General features: G+C 70.7%; 16 protein-coding genes. 4 read left to right on the top strand and 12 right to left on the bottom strand.

Annotation, left to right across the window (positions count from 1 at the left end):
• Positions 1-3: 3 nt before the first annotated feature.
• From HRF36_RS14940 to HRF36_RS14920, 5 genes are all read right to left on the bottom strand, one after another.
• Positions 4-1,326: a hypothetical protein gene (locus HRF36_RS14940; RefSeq protein ID WP_173211269.1), complete on the bottom strand. Its 1,323-nt coding sequence runs from the start codon at positions 1,324-1,326 to the stop codon at positions 4-6.
• A complete protein-coding gene (locus tag HRF36_RS14935) occupies positions 1,323-2,642 on the bottom strand; it encodes a hypothetical protein (protein WP_173211267.1) in 1,320 nt (439 codons plus the stop codon). Before HRF36_RS14935 ends, HRF36_RS14940 begins: the two co-directional genes overlap by 4 nt.
• Entirely contained in the window at positions 2,639-3,775 is a 1,137-nt protein-coding gene (locus HRF36_RS14930; RefSeq protein ID WP_173211265.1) for a glycosyltransferase, read from the bottom strand. Before HRF36_RS14930 ends, HRF36_RS14935 begins: the two co-directional genes overlap by 4 nt.
• Entirely contained in the window at positions 3,772-4,884 is a 1,113-nt protein-coding gene (locus tag HRF36_RS14925) for a glycosyltransferase family 4 protein (RefSeq protein WP_173211263.1), read from the bottom strand. The genes HRF36_RS14930 and HRF36_RS14925 overlap by 4 nt, the downstream gene beginning before the upstream one ends.
• 87 nt (positions 4,885-4,971) lie before the next feature.
• The gene (locus HRF36_RS14920) at positions 4,972-5,637 is read right to left on the bottom strand and encodes a TrmH family RNA methyltransferase (protein ID WP_173211261.1); all 666 of its coding nucleotides are present in this window, start codon (positions 5,635-5,637) and stop codon (positions 4,972-4,974) included.
• A 73-nt stretch (positions 5,638-5,710) separates the two neighbouring features.
• On the opposite strand from HRF36_RS14920, the gene HRF36_RS14915 reads away from it, so the two are divergent.
• Positions 5,711-6,523, top strand: a complete 813-nt coding sequence (locus HRF36_RS14915; RefSeq protein WP_173211259.1) for an HAD-IIA family hydrolase — start codon at positions 5,711-5,713, stop codon at positions 6,521-6,523.
• A gap of 37 nt (positions 6,524-6,560) precedes the next feature.
• Here the strand turns inward: HRF36_RS14915 and HRF36_RS16345 are convergent, their stop codons facing one another.
• The 3 genes from HRF36_RS16345 to HRF36_RS14900 are packed head-to-tail and all read right to left on the bottom strand — an operon-like array spanning position 6,561 to position 9,434.
• A complete protein-coding gene (locus HRF36_RS16345; RefSeq protein ID WP_173211258.1) occupies positions 6,561-8,582 on the bottom strand; it encodes a septum formation family protein in 2,022 nt (673 codons plus the stop codon).
• A complete protein-coding gene (pyrE, locus tag HRF36_RS14905) occupies positions 8,579-9,130 on the bottom strand; it encodes an orotate phosphoribosyltransferase (protein ID WP_173211256.1) in 552 nt (183 codons plus the stop codon). The genes HRF36_RS16345 and pyrE overlap by 4 nt, the downstream gene beginning before the upstream one ends.
• A gap of 49 nt (positions 9,131-9,179) precedes the next feature.
• Complete coding sequence (locus tag HRF36_RS14900; RefSeq protein ID WP_173211254.1) at positions 9,180-9,434, bottom strand: hypothetical protein; 255 nt, start codon at positions 9,432-9,434, stop codon at positions 9,180-9,182.
• Between the two features lie 189 nt (positions 9,435-9,623).
• Here HRF36_RS14900 and HRF36_RS14895 point away from each other — a divergent pair, with 189 nt between their 5' ends.
• On the top strand, positions 9,624-10,460 hold the full coding sequence (locus tag HRF36_RS14895) for an exodeoxyribonuclease III (RefSeq protein ID WP_173211252.1): 837 nt from the start codon (positions 9,624-9,626) through the stop codon (positions 10,458-10,460).
• 46 nt (positions 10,461-10,506) lie between these two features.
• On the opposite strand, the gene HRF36_RS14890 is transcribed toward HRF36_RS14895, so the two are convergent.
• Both HRF36_RS14890 and HRF36_RS14885 read right to left on the bottom strand, forming a co-directional pair.
• On the bottom strand, positions 10,507-11,427 hold the full coding sequence (locus tag HRF36_RS14890; protein WP_173211250.1) for an AEC family transporter: 921 nt from the start codon (positions 11,425-11,427) through the stop codon (positions 10,507-10,509).
• Between the two features lie 45 nt (positions 11,428-11,472).
• Positions 11,473-11,937 (bottom strand): hypothetical protein, encoded by a 465-nt coding sequence (locus HRF36_RS14885; RefSeq protein ID WP_173211248.1) that lies wholly within the window; start codon positions 11,935-11,937, stop codon positions 11,473-11,475.
• A 218-nt stretch (positions 11,938-12,155) separates the two neighbouring features.
• On the opposite strand from HRF36_RS14885, the gene HRF36_RS14880 reads away from it, so the two are divergent.
• Positions 12,156-13,202 (top strand): low specificity L-threonine aldolase, encoded by a 1,047-nt coding sequence (locus HRF36_RS14880; protein WP_173211246.1) that lies wholly within the window; start codon positions 12,156-12,158, stop codon positions 13,200-13,202.
• A gap of 12 nt (positions 13,203-13,214) precedes the next feature.
• Here HRF36_RS14880 and HRF36_RS14875 read toward each other — a convergent pair whose 3' ends face one another.
• Positions 13,215-13,838 carry a phosphoribosylanthranilate isomerase gene (locus HRF36_RS14875; RefSeq protein WP_173211244.1) on the bottom strand — a complete coding sequence of 208 codons (624 nt, stop codon included), beginning with the start codon at positions 13,836-13,838 and terminating at the stop codon, positions 13,215-13,217.
• Between the two features lie 82 nt (positions 13,839-13,920).
• The gene (locus HRF36_RS14870) at positions 13,921-16,113 is read right to left on the bottom strand and encodes an ATP-dependent Clp protease ATP-binding subunit (protein WP_173211242.1); all 2,193 of its coding nucleotides are present in this window, start codon (positions 16,111-16,113) and stop codon (positions 13,921-13,923) included.
• 230 nt (positions 16,114-16,343) lie between these two features.
• Between HRF36_RS14870 and HRF36_RS14865 the strand changes: the two genes are divergently transcribed.
• A complete protein-coding gene (locus HRF36_RS14865; RefSeq protein ID WP_173211240.1) occupies positions 16,344-19,217 on the top strand; it encodes an Ig-like domain-containing protein in 2,874 nt (957 codons plus the stop codon).
• Positions 19,218-19,243: the final 26 nt, after the last annotated feature.

Here is a 19,243-nt window from a genome sequence, read left to right as displayed (position 1 = left end):
AGGCTACCGATCCGGCGAGTCGACGAGCGTGCGCGCGTCCCGACCACGGACGTCGTCAGCCCGGTCCGATCCGGACGGGTCCGCCCCTGATCGGCCGTCATGCGACCGGTCGTCCAGCGCGCAGAAGGCCCAGAGCACAGCGGACATCGAGAACCAGACGAGGTAGTCGAACGAGAACAGCGTGACGATCATGACGACGAGGACCGCGCGACCCACTCGGGAGGCGTGGACGAACCCGATGACGAGCACGGCGACCAACAAGACGACTCCGGTGATGCCGAACGTGGCGAGCGTCGTCACGAGTTGGTTGTCCACGACCGTGAACCCCTCTTGGGGCAGGAGCCCTCGCGCGTACAGTTCGGGTTCGCTTCCGAAACCGCTGCCGACCACCGCCTCGAGGGCGGGCCGCCCGATGAGTCCGGACACCGCTCGCAACGCCCCCATGCGGTTCTCGTACGAGCCGGAGGCCAGCAGCGTCTCGACCGCCTGGACGATCTCGGACGCCAGGGCGGCGGAGGCCGCGACGGCCACGAGCCCCACCAGGACGATCTTGGTGGCCCGGGTCCGCGCCTCGGAGGTCAGCAGGACGTAGGTCACGGCGAGGAGGACCCCGACGACGACGCTGCGGCTGCCCGACAGGAGGATGCCTGTCGACAGCGCGACGACCGCGACCGACGGGAACCAGGCGGGGAAGGTGCCCCGCGCCGCGAGGACGACGACCAGGCAGACGGCGAGGAAGACGGCGTACGGGATGGGGTGGCCGAGGGTGCCCTCGATCCGCACGAGACCACCGGGCAGGATCTTGTTTTCACTGACGAACGACCGGCCCGTCGCGAGGACTTTGTACCCGAAGGGGAACGGGCGGTGCGTGACGGTGAGCTCGACGACTCCCAACGCGACCTGCACGAGCCCGAGGGCGACGAGCCCCCGGACGAACACCGTGACGTCTCGAGGTGAGGACGTCGCGACGAGCCACGAGATCGCGATCCCGATCGCCGCGAGTTCGGACATGAGGACGATGGTCGAGGGGGCGAGCACCAGCACGCAGACGATCGAGAAGGCGAAGAAGACCGACGTCGCCATCGTGGCCCGAGGGCGCCCGATCACCCACGACCGGGGTGAGACGAGTGCCGCCCCGCAGAGTCCGACCACGGTGGCCACGGCGACGTGGCGGACGACCTCGGGCGCCGACCCCGACGTCGTGGAGACGAGCACGGCCACGGCGACGACGAGCGCCGCACCCCGTCTCCGGTCGACCGGCAGGAGGAGCCCGCCGATGAGCGCCACGAGCGCCGCCGTCAGGGCAGCGGCGAGGGCGACGATCATCGGAGCGCCTGCCCTTGGACGTCCGGAGCCGACGCGGGGACCGCGGCGCGCACGGGTACGGGCTCGGGCTCGGGCTCGGGCTCGGGCTCGGGCTCGGGCACGGGCTCGGGCACGGCCCGATGCCGGCTCGATCGCGCCAGGGCCGAGAGCTGGACGACGAACCCGACGGTCTCGGCCAGGACGAGTGCCCACACGGCTCCGGACGCGCCGAGATGGACTCCGAGCACCAGGACTCCCGGGACGCCCACGATCGCAGAACCGATCGACGCCGTGGTCGTGTGTACGTGACGCCCGGCGCTCACGAGGGCGAGACCGGCACCGCGTGACGCGCAGATCACGCCGACGAGGACACCTCCTGCCACGGCCAGGTCGGGCGACACCGGGACGGCTCCCGTGAAGAGGACGACGGCGACGGCCGGCATGCACGTCGCGAAACCGACGCCGACGACGAGACCGAGCGAGGCGTTCACCCCGAGGGAGATCACACTGCGACGATGCGCGAGCTCGGCGGAGGGCACTCCCACCCAGGTCTGCAGGCGGTCGGGGATCGCGGACACCACCTGCAGCCCCATGCGCAGGGGCCGGTCCACCGCGGCGAATGCGGCCACGGAACCAGGCGACACCGCGCCCAGGAGAGCCACGGGCAGGGATTTGTAGGTCGTCGCCACGCCCCGCCCGACCACGAGGACGAGTTGGGATCGCACGACGGACGGGACGGCGCGGAAGTCGGCCGCTCCGGGCAGACGGGCCCCGCCGAGACGGGGAGCCACCACGAAGGTGACGGCGGCCGCGAGAACCATGCCGGCGCCGTAGACCTCGAGCGGAGCACCGGCTGCGATCGCACCGGCCGATGCGAGCGAGACCAGCACACGCGGGAGGGTCTCGGCGAGGAGGATCAACAGCGGACGCCCGAGACCGATGAAGTACCAGGTCGGGCTGAGCGCCCCGAGCGCGACACCCACCGAGACCAGCACGGCCGCCGGTCGGTGATCGCCCGCGACGACCACCGTCACGGCCGCGGCGACGGGCAGCAGGACCGCGGTCGCCACGAGCTTGCTGGCCAATGCCGTGGCGAAGAGGCCTCCGGGGGGACGCGTGCCTCGGGCGACGCGTTGCGGACCGACGATGCCCCACCCGAGTTCGGCGACGACCGCCGTGGCGATGCCGACGGAGGATCCGACCGCCACGGCGGCCCACCCCGACGCCCCGTGGGTGGAGGTGACCGCGGGGATCACGGCCAGGGGGGCGGCCGCACTGAGGGCCGGCACGAGCAGGTGGAGGGCGAGACGGCCGACCTGCCGCCCGAGTCCCCTCACGAGCGGACCGGGCCCAGGCCGAGGCCGAGCGCCGCCAGGTGGTCGGAGAACCGGTCGTACGATCGCTGGACGGTCGCCTCGAGGCGCGCGGCCACGTCGCGGGGCGCCGGCGCCTGATCGGCGGGCCGGGCCGCGACCAGGGCGTCCGCGATCGAGGAGGCGCTGGCCGGCTCGGTCTGGACGAGCAGGCCCCCCACCTCGCGTCGGACGTCGTCGAGGGCGCTCGATCGTTGGGTGATCACGGTCCGACCGCATGCGAGCCCCTGCCAGACCTTGTTCGCCACGACACCGCGGGCCTTGGTCGAGGAGCCGAAGACTCCGAGGACCACGTCGGCCCGGGCGATGTGGTCGACGAGCTCGCTCTCGGCCACCGCGTCGACGAAGGCGCACCGGTCGGCGAGGCCCGCTCGAGCCACGCGCGCCTCGACGGACCGGCGGGCGGGACCGTCGCCGACGAGGACGACCTCGACTCGACGACGTGCCCCGACCAGAGCGAGGGCGTCGATGACGAGGTCGACGCCGTGCAGGGGGATGTATCCCCCGTAGTAGAGCACCCGGAGGGCGTCGTGAGGCGGAGCGGGCGGCTGCCAGGTGGCCCAGGCCGGCGCGCCGACCGCGAGCGCGAGGACCGGCGCCGAGGGGGCGTGCCGCCGGACGATCTCGGCGGCCCGGGGCTCGGTGTCGACGAGGTAGACGTCCGCGAACCTCACGGCGGCGGCGTCGAGCACACGGAACCGGAGGGCCGCGGGGGATGCCGGAGAGACCCGACGCCAGTCGTCCACCACGGTCTCGTACAGCCCCACGAACCCGTCGACGACGAGGACGGCTCCGTGCAGCCGGGCGACGAGCCAAGCGAGCGGCGCGTGGCCGAGCCGGAACTCGGAGAGCAGGACGACGTCGGCATGACGCGCGCCCCGGAGGAGCGCGCGGACGTCATCGATCGCGCGGAGCGACCGGCGGGCGGCCCGCGACCGCGGTGCGATGACGACCGATGCCCCGAGCTGCCGTTCGAGATGGGCCCGCACGCGGACGTTTCGGGGGTAGCCCGTGTCGTGCACCCCGTACTGGAGCACGCGGAGCGGACCGGTGCCCGGGCGAGGGACGCCTGCCCCGCGGCGGGTCGAGCGACTCATCGGGCGGCCGCCGTGACGCCGAGCTCGGACAGACGGTCGACCACGGCGTCGACCGAGGCAGCGACGGACAGGAGCGAAGCGTTGCCGGCGACGTGGTCCGAGACCGCCCGACGAAGCTCGGCGTCGCCGGTCAGGTCGCGGACGGCCGCGAGCCACCGGTCGGGTTCGCCGACGGGCAGGACGAGGCGTCGTCGCAGGTCGGGGTCGGTCACGAGGAGGGGCGCGGCACCGTAGCTGTCGCCCAGCAGAATGGGCACGCCTGCGGCGGCCGCCTCGACGGCGCTCCGGCCGAAGGCCTCGCGCGAGGCCGTTCCGACGAAGAGCCCGGCATCGTCCCAGAGCCTCGCAGGGTCGACCCACCCGGGCATGGTCACGCCCTCGGGCAGGGAGGCGCGCAGCCGAGCCTCGAGCGGACCCTGCCCGTGCAGGCGACCGGGCACACCGGCCCGGGCAGCGAGTTCGACGAACGCGGCGGGTCGCTTGTCGACGTCGAACCGGGCCGCCCAGACGAGAGGCGAGGCGGCTTCACCCCAGGATCTCCGGGCGGAGAGGCGGATGCCGGCTGGGACGAGGTGGGGACGGCGGGCCCGCGCCACCTCGTCGGCGAGCACGGGCGTCGTCGCCCAGACGTCGTCGGCCTCGCGCAGGGCCCGACCCTCGACGAGACGGAGGGCGACCCGGCGAAGGTGCCCCTGCTCACCGGGAGCGGGCCAGGGCAGTCCGCGTACCCACGCCACCCAGGGCGTGGACCCGCGACCACGAGACCGGGCGAGGGCGACGTCGCTCTGGGTGACGAGGGTGACGACCACGTCGGCTGCATGGGCCTCGGGAGCGCTCGACACGAGATCCGCGACCTCGTCGAGAACCGCACGACCGTGGGCGCGCACCGTGACCTCGCGGACCCCCGGGGTGTTCGCGACGGTGCCACGAGCCGTCGGACGCAGCCCCAGGACGGCCCGCCAGTCGAGCCCCCGTGCCCGGGCCTCGGCGACCAGGTCGTGGGTCGACCGGTAGACACCGCTGCGGGCCATCAACGGTGCCGCGATGAACAGGACCCGAGGGACGGATCGGGATCCGTCGGGGGCGGCGGACGAGGTGGACGACGGCACGGGGCACTCTCGCTTCTGCTCGGGAGACAGGAAGTGAACGACCCTCAGGCCGATCATCAAGAGTATAGGTGTGAAATATGAGTCAGGTCAACGTGTGCCCGCAGGGGCCGAGAAGCGATGGCGCACGACCCAGGCGTGCATCACCACGGCAGCGGCTGCCGCCGCGTTGATGCTGCGCGTCGAGCCGAACTGAGAGATCTCGAGCACGGCCTCGGCCGCCGCGAGCGCCTCCGGCGACAACCCCGGTCCCTCTTGCCCGAAGACGAGGACGCACCGTTCGGGCAGGTCGAACGTCTCGATCGGCACCGAACCCTCGACGTTGTCGACGGCGAGGACGGGGAGGCGCTGCTCGCGCGCCCACGCCAGGAACGTCTCGACGTCGGGATGGTGCACCACGTGCTGATACCGGTCGGTCACCATCGCGCCGCGCTTGTTCCACCGACGGCGTCCGATGATGTGGACCGTGTCGGCCGCGAAGGCGTTGGCACTCCGCACGATCGAGCCGATGTTCATGTCGTGCTGCCAGTTCTCGACCGCCACGTGGAAGCCGTGCCGGTGGGCGTCGATGTCGGCGACCACGGCTTCCATCGTCCAGTACCGGTAACGGTCGACGACGTTCCGCCGGTCGCCCTCGCGGAGCAGCTCGGGGTCGAAGTGGTCCCCCTCCGGCCAGGCTGCCTCGCCTCCCGGCCAGGGCCCCACCCCGTGCGTCAGCTCGTCGTTCGGCGGCGTCGGGGACTCGTCCTGGGGCATCCGACCAGGGTAGGCGGTGAGAGGAGGCGGCTCGCGCCTCCTCGTCGTCAGGGCACCTCGCTAAGGTGACCGCATGGGTGCACGCGAAGACGTCGAATGCTGGCTGACCGACATGGACGGCGTCCTCGTCCACGAGAACCACGCACTGCCCGGGGCCGCCGAGCTGATCCAGCAGTGGCAGGACGAGGGCACCCCCTACCTCGTGCTCACCAACAACTCGATCTTCACCCCACGCGACCTCGCCGCCCGACTGCGCGCGTCAGGGTTGCACGTGCCCGAGGAGCGCATCTGGACGAGCGCCCTCGCCACGGCCGACTTCTGCCGCTCGCAGATGCCCGGCGGTTCGGCGTTCGTGATCGGCGAGGCGGGCATGACGACGGCCCTGCACGAGGCCGGGTTCATCATGACCGAGACGAATCCCGACTACGTCGTCGTGGGCGAGACCCGTAACTACTCGTTCGACTCGATCACCAAGGCCGTGCGCCTGATCCTCGGCGGGGCACGGTTCATCGTGACCAACCCCGATGCGACGGGGCCCAGCGCCGACGGCGTGCTGCCCGCCACGGGCGCGATCGCCGCGATGATCTCGAAGGCGACGAACAAGGAGCCCTACGTGGTCGGCAAGCCGAACCCGATGATGTTCCGCTCGGCCATGAACCGCATCGGCGCCCACAGCGAGAACACCGCGATGATCGGCGACCGGATGGACACCGACATCATGGCGGGCATCGAGGCCGGTCTGCACACGATCCTCGTGATGACGGGCATCAGCGACCAGGCCGAGATCGACCGCTACCCGTTCCGGCCCAACGAGATCCTGGCCGGGGTGCACGAACTCGTGCGCAACGAACCGGTCGAGTCCGACGTGGTCCCGTCCGAGGCCTGACCCTCCGGGGTCGTGGAGGCGCGGGCGAGTCGATCGATCAACCCGCGACCGCGACGAGGCTGGTGGTCAGGGCCTCGCCACCGCTGCGGTTGACGAAGCACGAATAGGTGCGGTCGCCCGCGGCCCACGCCTCCGCGTCGGCCGGGAAGCTCGCGAGCAGCTGCACGTCGGGGTAGGCCGCCGCGGCCTGCCGGTCGAGCGCGTCCGAGCCGGTGCAGAGCAGGTTCATCTGGCTCTGAAGCACGTCGGCGCCCGGGTAGGCAGCTGCAGCATCACCCTCGAGGGTGCCCAGGCGGGTGAGCTGCGCCACGTGCGGCTGGGCGCAGTCGGCGACCTCGTAGTCCTGCTGCCAGGCCGATTCGAAGGCCGAGAAGCACTCACCGCCCTGCAGCTCGGCGTACGAATGCGTGCCGGCCGACAGCGGACCCGCGGGGACGACCTCGGCGGCGGGCTCGACCGGGGCGGCCGTCACCGTCCGGGCCGCGGTCGGCGCCGCGGCGACCGACGGATCACCCGTCACGTCGTCCGTCGAGGCGAAGAGCGACCTCGAGATGAAGAACAACGCGACGAGCAGCAGGACGATGACCAGCCCTGCCCCCAGGGCGGCAAGGACCTTGTGCGTCCGCACCCACTCGGCCAGACCGGCCGTGCGGGGTGCCGCCGCAGGCGTCTCGTCGGCCGGACGGGTCCGCGGGACGAAGACGCCGGCTGCTCCGACCTCACGGCGCGGCCGTTCGCCCGTCGGAGCGGCGGTGGCGCTCATCGAGACACCGGGTAGCACCGGGGTGGCGTGGTCCGCGGCACCGGCCACGTCCGGGGCGTGGGCGACGTCGCGACGTTCGTCGAGCGCGGAACGAGGAGGCGCGAACAGGCCGGTCGCGGTCGTCACCTCGGTCACGTCGTCCAGACCCTCGTCGTCGTCGGCGTCGGGCGTCGGCTCGACCTCGTGACGGGGCTCCTCGCCCGAGCCGGACAGAGACCACGCGGCGGGGACGTCCGCGGAGGGGACGGCGTGCTCCGGCTCGTGCCGCGAGCCCGTGGGCGCGGCATCCTCGACGGAGGTGGACGGGACGACGCCGAGGATCTCGGTGAAGGTGGGTTCGCGGTCGCCGGTGGTGGGGGGCTCGGCCTCGGACGCCTGGGGGGACGACACCTCGACACCGGGGACGCGCGTCGGCGCCGAGGGGGCTCCGGGGACACCGGACGCGACCCCGGAAGCGGCCGCTGCGGCCGCCGCGGCGCCCGCGGCCCCTGCGGCCTCCGCCAAGCGGCGCTCCCGCCGCGTCATCTCGTGGTGTTCTTCGACCCACCACGGAGCATCGGCACGACCCTTGCGGGAGCCCGCGTCCTGCTCGGGTTCTGGCTCGGGCTCGACCTCCGGCTCCGGTGACAATGCCGGTGCCAGCTCTGGCTCTGGCTCTGGCTCTGGCTCGGGCTCGGGCTCTGGCTCTGGCTCGGGCTCAAGCTCTGGCTCTGGCTCGGGCTCGGGCTCTGGCTCTGGCTCTGGCTCTGGCTCTGGCAGCGCATCCCAGTCGAAGGTCGCGGGCTGGGCGGACTCGGGCCGGGGCGCCGAGATCAAGGCCGTGAAGGCCCCCGGCTCGTCGCTGGCGTCGGTCCGGTCGTTCGCGTCCTCGGGGTCCGATGGCGGGTCGGCATGATCGGCCCCGTCCGCCGGTCCGAGGTCGGAACGCGACGACTCGGACTGCGCGGCAGGGTCCGGAGTCGGCACGGACGACGGGGGCTGCGGCGGCGGCACGGCACCCGTCAGCGCCCCGAGGTCGAGAGCCTGGGGGTGACCCGAGGTCCTGGGCGGAGTCGTCCCCGCCGGGGACTCGGGCACGACGAACGGAAGGGGGGCCGGCGACAGGTCGAACGCCTGGGTGGGGACGTCCTCGGGGGCGACGTCGTGAGCGCCACCCGCGCCTCCTGACGGGGTGTCGGACGCCGTGTCGTCGTCTTCGACGGGGCCGTCGAACTGCGCGGCGAGCCAGTCGCTGGCGTCGTCGCGCCCGGCGTCGTCACCGTCGCCGTCCTCGCCGTTCCGCCGGTTGTCGGTCACGGTTTCAGCCCGAGGTCTTCCAGCCCGATGGCGGCGTAGTAGGGGTAGCCCGCCGCCTCGATCACCTCGCGGGCTCCGGTGCTGCGGTCGACGACGACGGCGACCGCGGCGATCTCGGCTCCGACGGCCTCGAGAGCCCTGGCGGCGGCGAGGGGCGAACCGCCGGTCGTCGAGGTGTCTTCGAGCACGACGACCCGCTTGCCCTCGAGGTCGGGGCCCTCGACCTGCTTGCCTCGGCCGTGGTCCTTGGGCTCTTTGCGGACGACGAAGGCGTCGTAGTCCTTGCCGAGCGCCACGCCTTGGTGCAGCACGGCGGCCGCGATCGGGTCGGCGCCCATCGTCAAGCCCCCGACCGCGAACACGTCCGGGACCTCGTCGATCAGGTCGACCATGACCCGGCCGATCAAGGGTGCGACACGGTGATCGAGGCTGACCTTGCGGAGGTCGATGTAGTACGTCGCCTTCTTGCCGCTGGTCAGCGTGAAGTCGCCGTGGAAGACGGCCTCGGAGCCGATGTAGTCGATGAGCTGCGTGCGTGCGTCGGTCACGGTGACCCATGGTAGAGCAGGCGGCCCGGGAACGTCGGGGCGGCCCGGCTCAACGGCCGTCTCGGGACGACCGCTCGATCGATCGTGTGGTCAGTCGGTGCAGGTCCGCCCCTGTGGCGGACGGCAGGAAGAAGTCCTCGTAGCGCACGACCGCCGAGCGGGCGAGCCGGGCCAACCGCACGTCCACGGAGACCTGGTGACGCTTCGGGTACGTCTCGATGCGGACGGGGGCGACGCCGCGTGCCCGCTCGTAGTGGCTGCCCTGCGGGGCTCCGGCCGCCCCCCTGCGTGAATCATGAGACATGTCTCGTTTCTACTCTAGTCGGTGACACAAGTGAACGGCCTCAATGCCCTATGGGCAACGAACCACCGAGCTCCCCCTCGCACCCCGCCCGGCTTCGCCACCGCGTGTCCCGTCCAGCCGCTCGGCGACCGCGAGGTGCAGCACGTCGAGGGCCGATTCACACAGGGCCCCCGTTGATAGCGTGGCTTCATGCGCGTCGCGACCTACAACGTCAACTCCGTCCGGGCTCGAGTCGGTCGGGTCGTCGACTGGCTCGTCCGAGAAGACGTCGACGTCGCGGGGTTGCAAGAGATCAAGTGCAAGCCCGAGCAGTTCCCCTACGACGCCTTCCGCGAGGCCGGTTACGAGGTCGAGCTGCACGGTCTCAGCCAGTGGAACGGCGTCGCGTTCGTCAGCCGTCTGCCGATGGAGGACGTAGAGATCACCTTCCCCACGCAGCCCGGCTTCGCCAAGGGCCTCGAAGGCCCCGATCAGCCCAAGGAGGCGCGCGCGATCGGCGTCACCGTCGAGGGCATCCGCCTCTGGAGTCTCTACGTCCCGAACGGGCGCGAGCTCGCCGATCCGCACTACGCCTACAAGCTCGACTGGCTCGCCAAGCTCGCCGCCGAGACCGAGACCTGGCTCGCCGAGCGACCCGATCGGCCACTGGCCCTGATGGGCGACTGGAACGTGGCTCCGCTCGACACCGACGTGTGGGACATGTCGGTCTTCGAGGGCCACACCCACGTGAGCCAGCCCGAACGCGACGCGTTCTTCCGCTTCGAGGAGGTCGGCCTGACCGACGTCGTGCGGTCGCGCCTCCCCGAGGGCTACACGTACTGGGACTACAAGCAACTGCGCTTCCCGAAGAACGAGGGCATGCGTATCGACTTCATCCTGGGCTCGAAGCCGTTCGACGACCTCGTCACCTCGGTGGCGATCCACCGTGACGAGCGCAAGGGCGACGCCCCGAGCGATCACGTACCGGTGGTCGTCGACCTCGATCTCGAGACCGAGCTCGACGACGACCGACCGATGATCTTCTGAGTCCCGGCACCGCTCGCCTGCGGCGCTCGACGCCAGGAGGCGCGGGTCAGGCGAGCAGCGCCGCGACCAGCACCAGCACGGGCACCGACAAGATCGTCGTCGCCAGGACGGTGTCCCGTGCGACGACGACCCCGGTCCGGTAGCGCTGGGCGTAGTTGAACACGTTCTGAGCCGACGGCAGCCCTGCGAGCACGACCGCCACGAACAGCTCGTCTCGATCGAAGTCGAACACGAACGCCCCGAGCAGCCAGGCCGTGACCGGCATCACGACCAGCTTCAACACGACGGCCACGACGATGTCGGACCGCCCCTGGCCTGCCTGGAACGGCTTCGACCCGTGCAGCGACATGCCGAAGGACAGCAGGACGACCGGCACCGCGGCCCCGCCCACCAAGTCGAAGGGCTCGCGGACGGCCTGGGGAATCTCGAGACCGGTGACCGCGACGAGCACGCCGAGCACGGACCCGATCAGCAGGGGGTTCGTGAACGGGCGCGCGATGGTGCGCCCGATGCTGCTGCCGCGATTCGTCACGGTGTCCATGACGGCCAGCACGATCGGTGTGAGCACGAGCAGCTGGTAGAGCAGGACCGGCGCGACGAACGTGGCGCTACCCAGCACGTAGGTGGCCACCGGCAGACCGATGTTGTTCGCGTTGACGTAGGCGCCCCCCATCGTGCCGATTGTCGTGTCGGCGGTGCTGCGGTGGAGTACGACCTTCAGCACGAGGACGGACAGGACCGCGGCTATCAGCGAGGCGAGGGCCGACACGACGAGCAATCGGGAGAACAACACGTGGACGTCGGCCTGGGAGATCGTGGAGAACAGCAGGCAGGGCGTCAGGACGAAGAACACCAGGCGCGAGAGCACCCGGTGGCCGGACGCCCCGAGCAGGTCGACGCGTCCGACGACGTAGCCCGTCGCGATCACCACACCGATGATCGCGAACCCGATCAGCACTCCACCCATGGGTCCATCCTGTCGCACACCCGAAGGGCCGGCCGGACGACGGGGTCAGGCAGCGGGCACCCCACCCCCCACCGGAGCTCCGATGCGCTGGAGCAGATGAGCCGCCTCGTCCTCGGCCTGGGCGTCGGCGGCCCAGGCGACGACACCGACCTCGTAGGCGGCCACGGCGAACGACTCGCCGGTCGCGAGCCCGCTGGCCTCGGCGAGGTCGTCGGCGAAGCGCTTCGCCGCCTGCGTGACCGGACGATCCGAGGCGACGACGACCAAGGCGCCGCGTCGCAGGCCGCTCGCAAGGCTGTGGACCGCGCGGTCGAGCTGCACCGCCGTGGGGGTGGCGGCGTCGATCGCCACCACTGCCCAGTCGAACCCGACGATGTCGTCGATCGGGGTGGTCAGCTCGGACGAGAGCACGACGACCTCGGCGTCGAGCGCTGCCGCCCGATCGGCGACGGGACGGATCATCGGGTACGGACCGGCCAAGACGAGCTTCGGGGCGTGGGCGAACAGCATGACGGGGCCTCTCGGGGTGGAAGGATCGCCCGGCGGGTTCGACCGGGCGAGGCGTCAAGTCGACGAAGTGTCACATGCAACTCTACGTGTGGTATTTGAATTGCACAAGCCGGGGCGGCCCCGGCCTTCGGGCGCTCGGCTCGCCCCGGAGGCTCCGTCGTCGGATGATCCGCACCTCCTGAGGCCTCGAGGGGTCGGCGGTCGGGCAGAATCGACGGGTGACGCGCCTCCACGATCCCTCGGTCCACTCGTTCGCCAGCGACAACTACGCCGGGGCCCACCCCGAGGTGCTGCAGGCGATCGTCGACGCCAACGGCGGCCACGTCGGTTCGTACGGCGCCGATCCCTACACACGGCGCCTGTCCGAGGTCGTCGTCGAGACGTTCGGCGAAGGGGCCGCGATCGACCCCGTCCTGACCGGCACCGGTGCGAACGTTGCCGCACTGCAAGCGTTGACACCCCGGTGGGCGGCCGTGGTCTGCGCCACGACCGCTCACGTCTACACCGACGAGGGCGGGGCACCCGAGCGCCTGGGCGGCATCAAGCTGCTGACGGTACCGACCTCCGACGGCAAGCTGACGCCCGACCTGATCGACCGGCAGGCCTACGGCTGGGGTGACCAGCAGAGGCCACAGCCGCTGGCCGTGACGATCACGCAGAGCACCGAGCTGGGCACGGTCTACACGCCCGACGAGATCCGCGCCGTCACCGACCACGCGCACACTCTCGGCATGCGCGTGCACCTCGACGGCGCCCGTCTCGCGAACGCGGCCGCCTCGCTCGGCGTGCCCTTGCGGGCGATCACCCGCGATGCCGGAGTCGACTCGGTCTCGTTCGGTGGCACCAAGAACGGTCTGGTGCTGGGTGAGTCGGTCGTCACCTTCACCGAGGAGGCGCGGGCCGGGCTGGTGTACCTGCGCAAGATGGACGCACAGCTGGCCTCGAAGATGCGCTTCGTCTCGGCGCAGTTCCTGGCGATGCTCGACGGTGACCTCTGGTTGCGGTCGGCGACACGGGCGAACGCCATGGCCACGCGCCTGGCCACCGGGCTGTCCGCGCTACCGGGGGTCACCGTCACGCAGCGAGTCGATGCCAACGCCCTCTTCGTCGTCTTGCCCCGACACGCCGTCGAGCCGCTCCGCGCAACCCATCACTTCTACGACTGGAACCGCGCGACGGGTGAAGTGCGCCTCATGTGTTCGTTCGACACGACCGAGCAGCACGTCGACCGGTTCATCGCGGACGCCGGGGCACTGATCGGCTGAGGTCCGGTTCGCTCAGCCTCGGGCGGCCTCGACGAACGCACGGATCAGGTCGACGCTCTTCACGCCGCGGCTCGACTCGACTCCCGAGCTGACGTCGACTCCCACCGCGCCGATCGTCTTCAACCCCTCGAGCAAGCCGGCCACGGTGTCGGGCGTGAGCCCCCCGGCAAGCAACCACTGCCGGCTCGGTGGCCTGGCGTACAGCGGCCCGGCGTCGAAGACGGCACCGGCACCCGGGTCGACCGCATCGAGGAGCAGGGCGTCCTCGCGGTAGGCGACACGCGCCTCCTCGGGTTCGGCCGCGTAGGCGGCGGCGCTCACGGCGCGGATGACCCGGAAGCCCGCCGCATGGGCGGTGGCCACGTCGGCAGGGGTCTCGTCGCCGTGCAGCTGCACGGCCGACAGCGAGGAGGCGCGGGCCAGCTCGAGCACCGTCCCGATGCCCTGGCCGCGGAACACGCCGACGGTCTCGATGCCCTCCGGCACGCGGGCTGCCAGCTCGCGTGCGGTCGCGGGGTCGATCGTCCGCGGACTGCCCAGGGCGAAGACGAACCCCACGGCGTCGGCCCCGGCCTCGACGGCCGCGTCGACGGTCTCGGGCGTGGACAGGCCGCAGATCTTCACCCAGGTGCGCATGGCCCCAGTCTGCCCGCAGGGCGCATCCCGGACGACCCGAGAGTCGTCACGCGGCGTTTCTCGACGGTGGATCGCACGGCCCCTACGCGGGCAGGTCGTCGAGGTCGTCCCGCGTGGGGTCGGCCACCTCGTACTTCGCGACGCTCAGGCCCTCGCCGCCGTCGGCCACGTCGACCCGCACGGTGTCCCCGTCGACGATGTCGCCGCCGAGGAGGGCCATGGCGAGCTTGTCGTCGATCTGCCGCTGCATGAGGCGGCGAAGCGGTCGGGCGCCGTAGATCGGATCGTAGCCCCGCTCGGCGAGCCAGGCGCGGGCGTCGGGGGTGACGGCGAGGGCGAGACGGCGATCGGTCAGACGACGGCCGAGGCGGTCGACGTAGAGCGACACGATCTGACCGAGGTCGTCGGTGCTCAGGGTCGAGAAAACCACGATGTCGTCGAGCCGATTGACGAACTCGGGCTTGAACGCCTGGCGCACGAGCCCCTGCACGAGCTCTTCTTTCTCGGGGTCGCTCAGGCCCGGATCGGTGATGACCTGCGAGCCGAGGTTCGAGGTCAGCACGAGGATCGTGTTGCGGAAGTCGACGGTGCGCCCCTGGCCGTCGGTCAGTCGCCCGTCGTCGAGCACCTGGAGCAGCACGTCGAAGACCTCGGGATGGGCCTTCTCGACCTCGTCCATGAGCACCACGCTGTAGGGGCGACGGCGAACGGCCTCGGTCAGCTGGCCGCCGGCCTCGTAGCCGACGTAGCCAGGAGGCGCGCCCACGAGCCGGGACACGCTGTGCTTTTCGCCGTACTCGCTCATGTCGATGCGGACGAGGGCCTTCTCGTCGTCGAAGAGGAAGTCGGCGAGGGCCTTGGCGAGCTCGGTCTTGCCGACTCCGGTGGGCCCGAGGAAGAGGAACGAGCCGGTGGGCCGATCGGGATCGCTGATGCCGGCGCGGGTGCGTCGGACCGCTTCACTGACGGCCTGGACGGCCGCCTTCTGACCGATGAGGCGCCTCCCTAGTTCGCTCTCGAGATGCAGCAGCTTCTCGGTCTCGCCGCTGAGCAGGCGGCCGACGGGGATGCCGGTCCAGGCGGCGACGACCTCGGCGATGTCACCGTCGGTGACGGCGTCACTCACCAGCCGGTCACCCGATTTCTCGAAGGACTCGGCATCGGCGAGGCGCTTCTCGATGTCGGGGATGCGTTCGTAGCTGATGCGGGCGGCGTCCTCGTAGCGCCCCTCGCGGAGGGCGCGGTCGGCATCGATGCGGGCCTCGTTGAGGTCGCTGCGGAGCGTGCCGACACCCTGCAACGCAGCCTTCTCGGCTTGCCAGCGGGCGTTCAGGTCGTCGTACGCGGCCTGTTGCTGGGCGATGGCCTCGCGCAGGGTGGCGAGGCGGGCCTGCGACGCGTCGTCCTTCTCTTTCTTGAGAGCGAGTTCTTCGATCTGCAGGCGGACGAGGCCTCGGTAGAGCTGATCGAGTTCGACGGGTGAGGAGTCGATCTCCATCTTGAGGCGTGAGCCCGCCTCGTCGACGAGGTCGATGGCCTTGTCGGGCAATTGACGGCTGGGGATGTATCGGTTGGACAACGACGCGGCCGCCACGAGAGCGCCGTCGGTGATGGTGACGCCGTGGTGCGCCTCGTACCGCTCTTTGAGCCCACGGAGGATGGCGACGGTGTCCTCGACGGTGGGCTCACCGACGTAGACCTGCTGGAAGCGGCGCTCGAGGGCGGCGTCCTTCTCGATGTACTGGCGGTACTCGTCCAGGGTGGTGGCACCGATCAGACGGAGCTCGCCGCGAGCGAGCATGGGTTTGAGCATGTTCGACGCGGCCACCGAGCCCTCACCGCCACCAGCACCCATCAAGGTGTGCAACTCGTCGATGAAGGTGATCACCTGGCCGTCGCTCTTGGTGATCTCTCCGAGGACGTCCTTGAGACGCTCCTCGAACTCGCCACGGTACTTCGCGCCGGCGACGAGGGCGGCTAGGTCGAGGCTGATCAGCCGCTTGTCCTTCAGGCTGTCGGCGACGTCGCCCTCGACGATGCGCTGGGCCAGACCTTCGACGACGGCGGTCTTGCCGACGCCCGGTTCGCCGATCAGGACGGGATTGTTCTTGGTGCGGCGGGTGAGCACCTGGCTGATGCGACGGATCTCGGCATCGCGGCCGATCACGGGGTCGAGCTTGCCACTGCGGGCGATGGCGGTCAGGTCGACGCCGTACTTCTCGAGCGCACTCTTCTGCTTCTCGGTGGAGGCGGGTGCGCCCTGCATGTTCGCCATGGATGTGCCTTTCTCGAAACCTGAGTGGAGCTGACTCAAGTTTAGCCCGAGAGCCCTGCAGCGCAAGAGAACGCGGCGCCGTCAAGCTCGTCCGGCCCGGCATCACGAAACAACCGTGCAGCCGACATCTGGAACGTTAGTATATTGAGTGCACTCCTAACCGAGGAGCACAGGGCCGCGTGTTCTCGCCAGCCCGTCACACCACCGTCATCCAGTCAGTAAGGAACCCCGTGAAGAACACTTCGTTCCGCGCATCCGCGTTCGGCGTCATCGCCGCAGCGGCAGCGCTCGGCACCGTGGCCACCAGCTCCCCCAGCATGGCCGCACCCGCCCCGGCATCCGTGTCCACCGAGGCACCCGCCACACCGACCCCCGCCGACGACACCACCGAGCGAGGCCCCCTCGAAGAGGCCCCGGCCGAGCAGAGGGCCGACGACGATTCCGACGAGCGCGACCCCTCCGAGGCACCCGCCTCGCCGACACCTGCGACTGCGCCTGCGCCTGCCGAGGCGCCTCTCACACCGACGGCCCCGAACTCGAGAGCTGCCACGACGACGTACACGAACAGTGCGGCCATCACCGGGAGCCCGACCCGCCCGGGTGACGTCTCCGACTGGATCGACGTCAAGTTGACGTATCCCACCCTGCTTGGCTACGGATCGTTCACCGCGCCAGAGGGCACGACCATCGAAGCCATCGAAGCGCGCTGGAACAAGAACGACGTCCTCGAGGACTCCGTCCGCATCGCGAACAACGGCAGGACCGCCACGATCAAATCGCGGGAGTGGCTCGCCCCCACGTCTCTCTTCTGGGGATCGAACGGGCTCTACCTGAAGGTGAAACTGCGCGTCTCGCCGACGGCACCGCCTCAGTCCGAACTGAGCGGCGGCGACCTGACCATCGTCGGAGTTCTCGGGATCACGCAGGACCGTACCGACGTCCCCGTCTTCACGGCCGGCATGTCCGCCACCCCGACCACCATCGACATCCCCGGCCGTTCGTCGCAACTGACCGGCCAGGGAGACCCCGGTTCGTTGATCGTGCTCAACGGCAAGACGGAGACCCTGGTCGGCGACGACGGCGTCTGGACGGCGACCGTCGGCGGCCTCACCCTGGGCTCGAACCCGGTGACCGTCGAGCAGTTCGCGAACGGCCTCAAGACCGACTCGGCCGTGATCAACGTCGACCTCCGTGTCGCGCCTCTCGGCGGTACGGTTTCGATGCCCGCTGAGATCGACGCGGAGGTCATCGCGTCGGGCACCGCCCAGGCGGGTTCGCAAGTCGTCCTCACGAATACCTCGGGCCACGAGGTCGCCCGGACCACAACCGCCACGGACGGCACGTGGTCGACCCCCGTCACCGCGCCCGGTGTCGGCGGCAAGTACACCCTGACTGCCCACCAGGAAGTCGACGGCGAGCCGAACGGCAACCTCAGCCTGACCGTCGCCTACGGCCCGGCCGTGTCGATCACGTCCCCCGTCGACGGTGCCGCCCACGACGGCGGTCTCGTCACGATGAGTGGCACGGGCGAGGCCGGCGCGACCGTGACCGTCCGCGAGCAGGGCACCGAGGCGATCCTCGGTGCCACGACCGCCTCGGCAGGTGGCACCTGGACGCTGAAGACCACGACCCTCGACGACTACAAGCACGTCCTCGAAGTGACTCAGAGCGGCAAGGGCAACAACACCACCCGCTCCACGGTGACCCTGAACCCCGACAACGAAAAGCTCCCGGTGATCGTCGCACCGACGGTCGTGAGCCCTGCGGCCGGCAGCACCGTCACCACGAGCCGCCCCACGTTCAGCGGTACCGGCCAAGAGGGCGCCGTCGTCACGATCGGCTACAACGCGAAGAGCATCATCGGAACCGGTGTCGTCGAGGACGGGAAATGGACCATCGCCCCGACCCGCGGCCTCGGCATGGGCGTCAGCACCCTCGTCGTCACCCAGACCGCCGGCGACGACGTCCAGACCGTGACCCACACGATCACCCGGGTCGCCGCCGAGCAGCCCCTGCGCGTCACCAGCCACGCCAGCGAGCAGACCTACATCCCCGGCAAGACCACGTTCCGCGGCACCGCCCCCGTCGGCTCCACGATCCGCGCCACGAACCAATGGGGCACCGTCATGGGCGCCACGACCGCGACCGACGGCACCTGGTCCTTCGTCCGCAACCTCGGCCCGACCACGACCGGTTACGACATCACCTTCGTCGCCACGCCCCCGACCGGCGCCCCGCAGACGGTGTCGCTGAAGCTCATCTACGCCGGCACCCTCGCCTTCCAGGTGTCGAGCCCCAAGAACAACAGCACCTACGCCGTCGGCACCACCACGTTCACCGGCACCGCAGCCCCCGGCACCACCATCACCGCCACGAACCAGTGGGGCACCCCGATGGGTCGCGCCGAGACCGGTCTCGGCACGACCTGGTCCTTCGACCGCTACCTCGGGCCCACGGGCGCCGGCTACGACATCACCTTCGTCGCCACCAAGGGCACCCAGACCCAGCGGACGACGCTGCACCTGAACTCCGCCCTCACCAACGTCCCGGTCGCCGTCACCAGCCACGCCGACGGCGCCACCTACCGCCCCGGCAAGAACATCCTCACCGGCACCGGCACCCCCGGCGCCACCGTCAAGGCCGTGAACGCGAAGAACAACTGGAACGTCCCCATGGGGCAGACGAAGGTCGACGCCGACGGCACCTGGGCGCTCCCCGAGCGCAACTGGGGCCCGTCGAACGACTACGCCATCAAGGTCACCCAGACCAACCCCGACAAGACCACGAGCACCACCACGGTCAACGTCACAGCACCCGTCTTCGCTCCCCTCGTCCTGACGAGCCCCGCAGTCGGTGACACCTACGACAACGACGTGGCGGCGACCTTCACCGGCACCGCCACCCCCTTCGCGACCGTAGCCGTCAGCTCTGCCACGAGCGACACCACCTTCCGCACGGTCGAAGCAGACGCCCAAGGCAACTGGTCCTTCACCCGCACCTGGGGCCCCGACCACGACTACCTGCTGACCATCACCCAGAAAGCGCTCGACGGCCAGACCGGCACCCCCATCACCGGCTTCGCCTGGAACAGCAGCGGCAACTGACACCACCCGGCGGTCGAGACGAGCAC

The organism is Frigoribacterium sp. VKM Ac-2836, from assembly GCF_013248995.1.
Taxonomy (GTDB): domain Bacteria; phylum Actinomycetota; class Actinomycetes; order Actinomycetales; family Microbacteriaceae; genus Frigoribacterium.
Note: the sequence above shows the minus strand (reverse complement) of the source record. Positions and strands in the feature narration are given on the sequence as shown.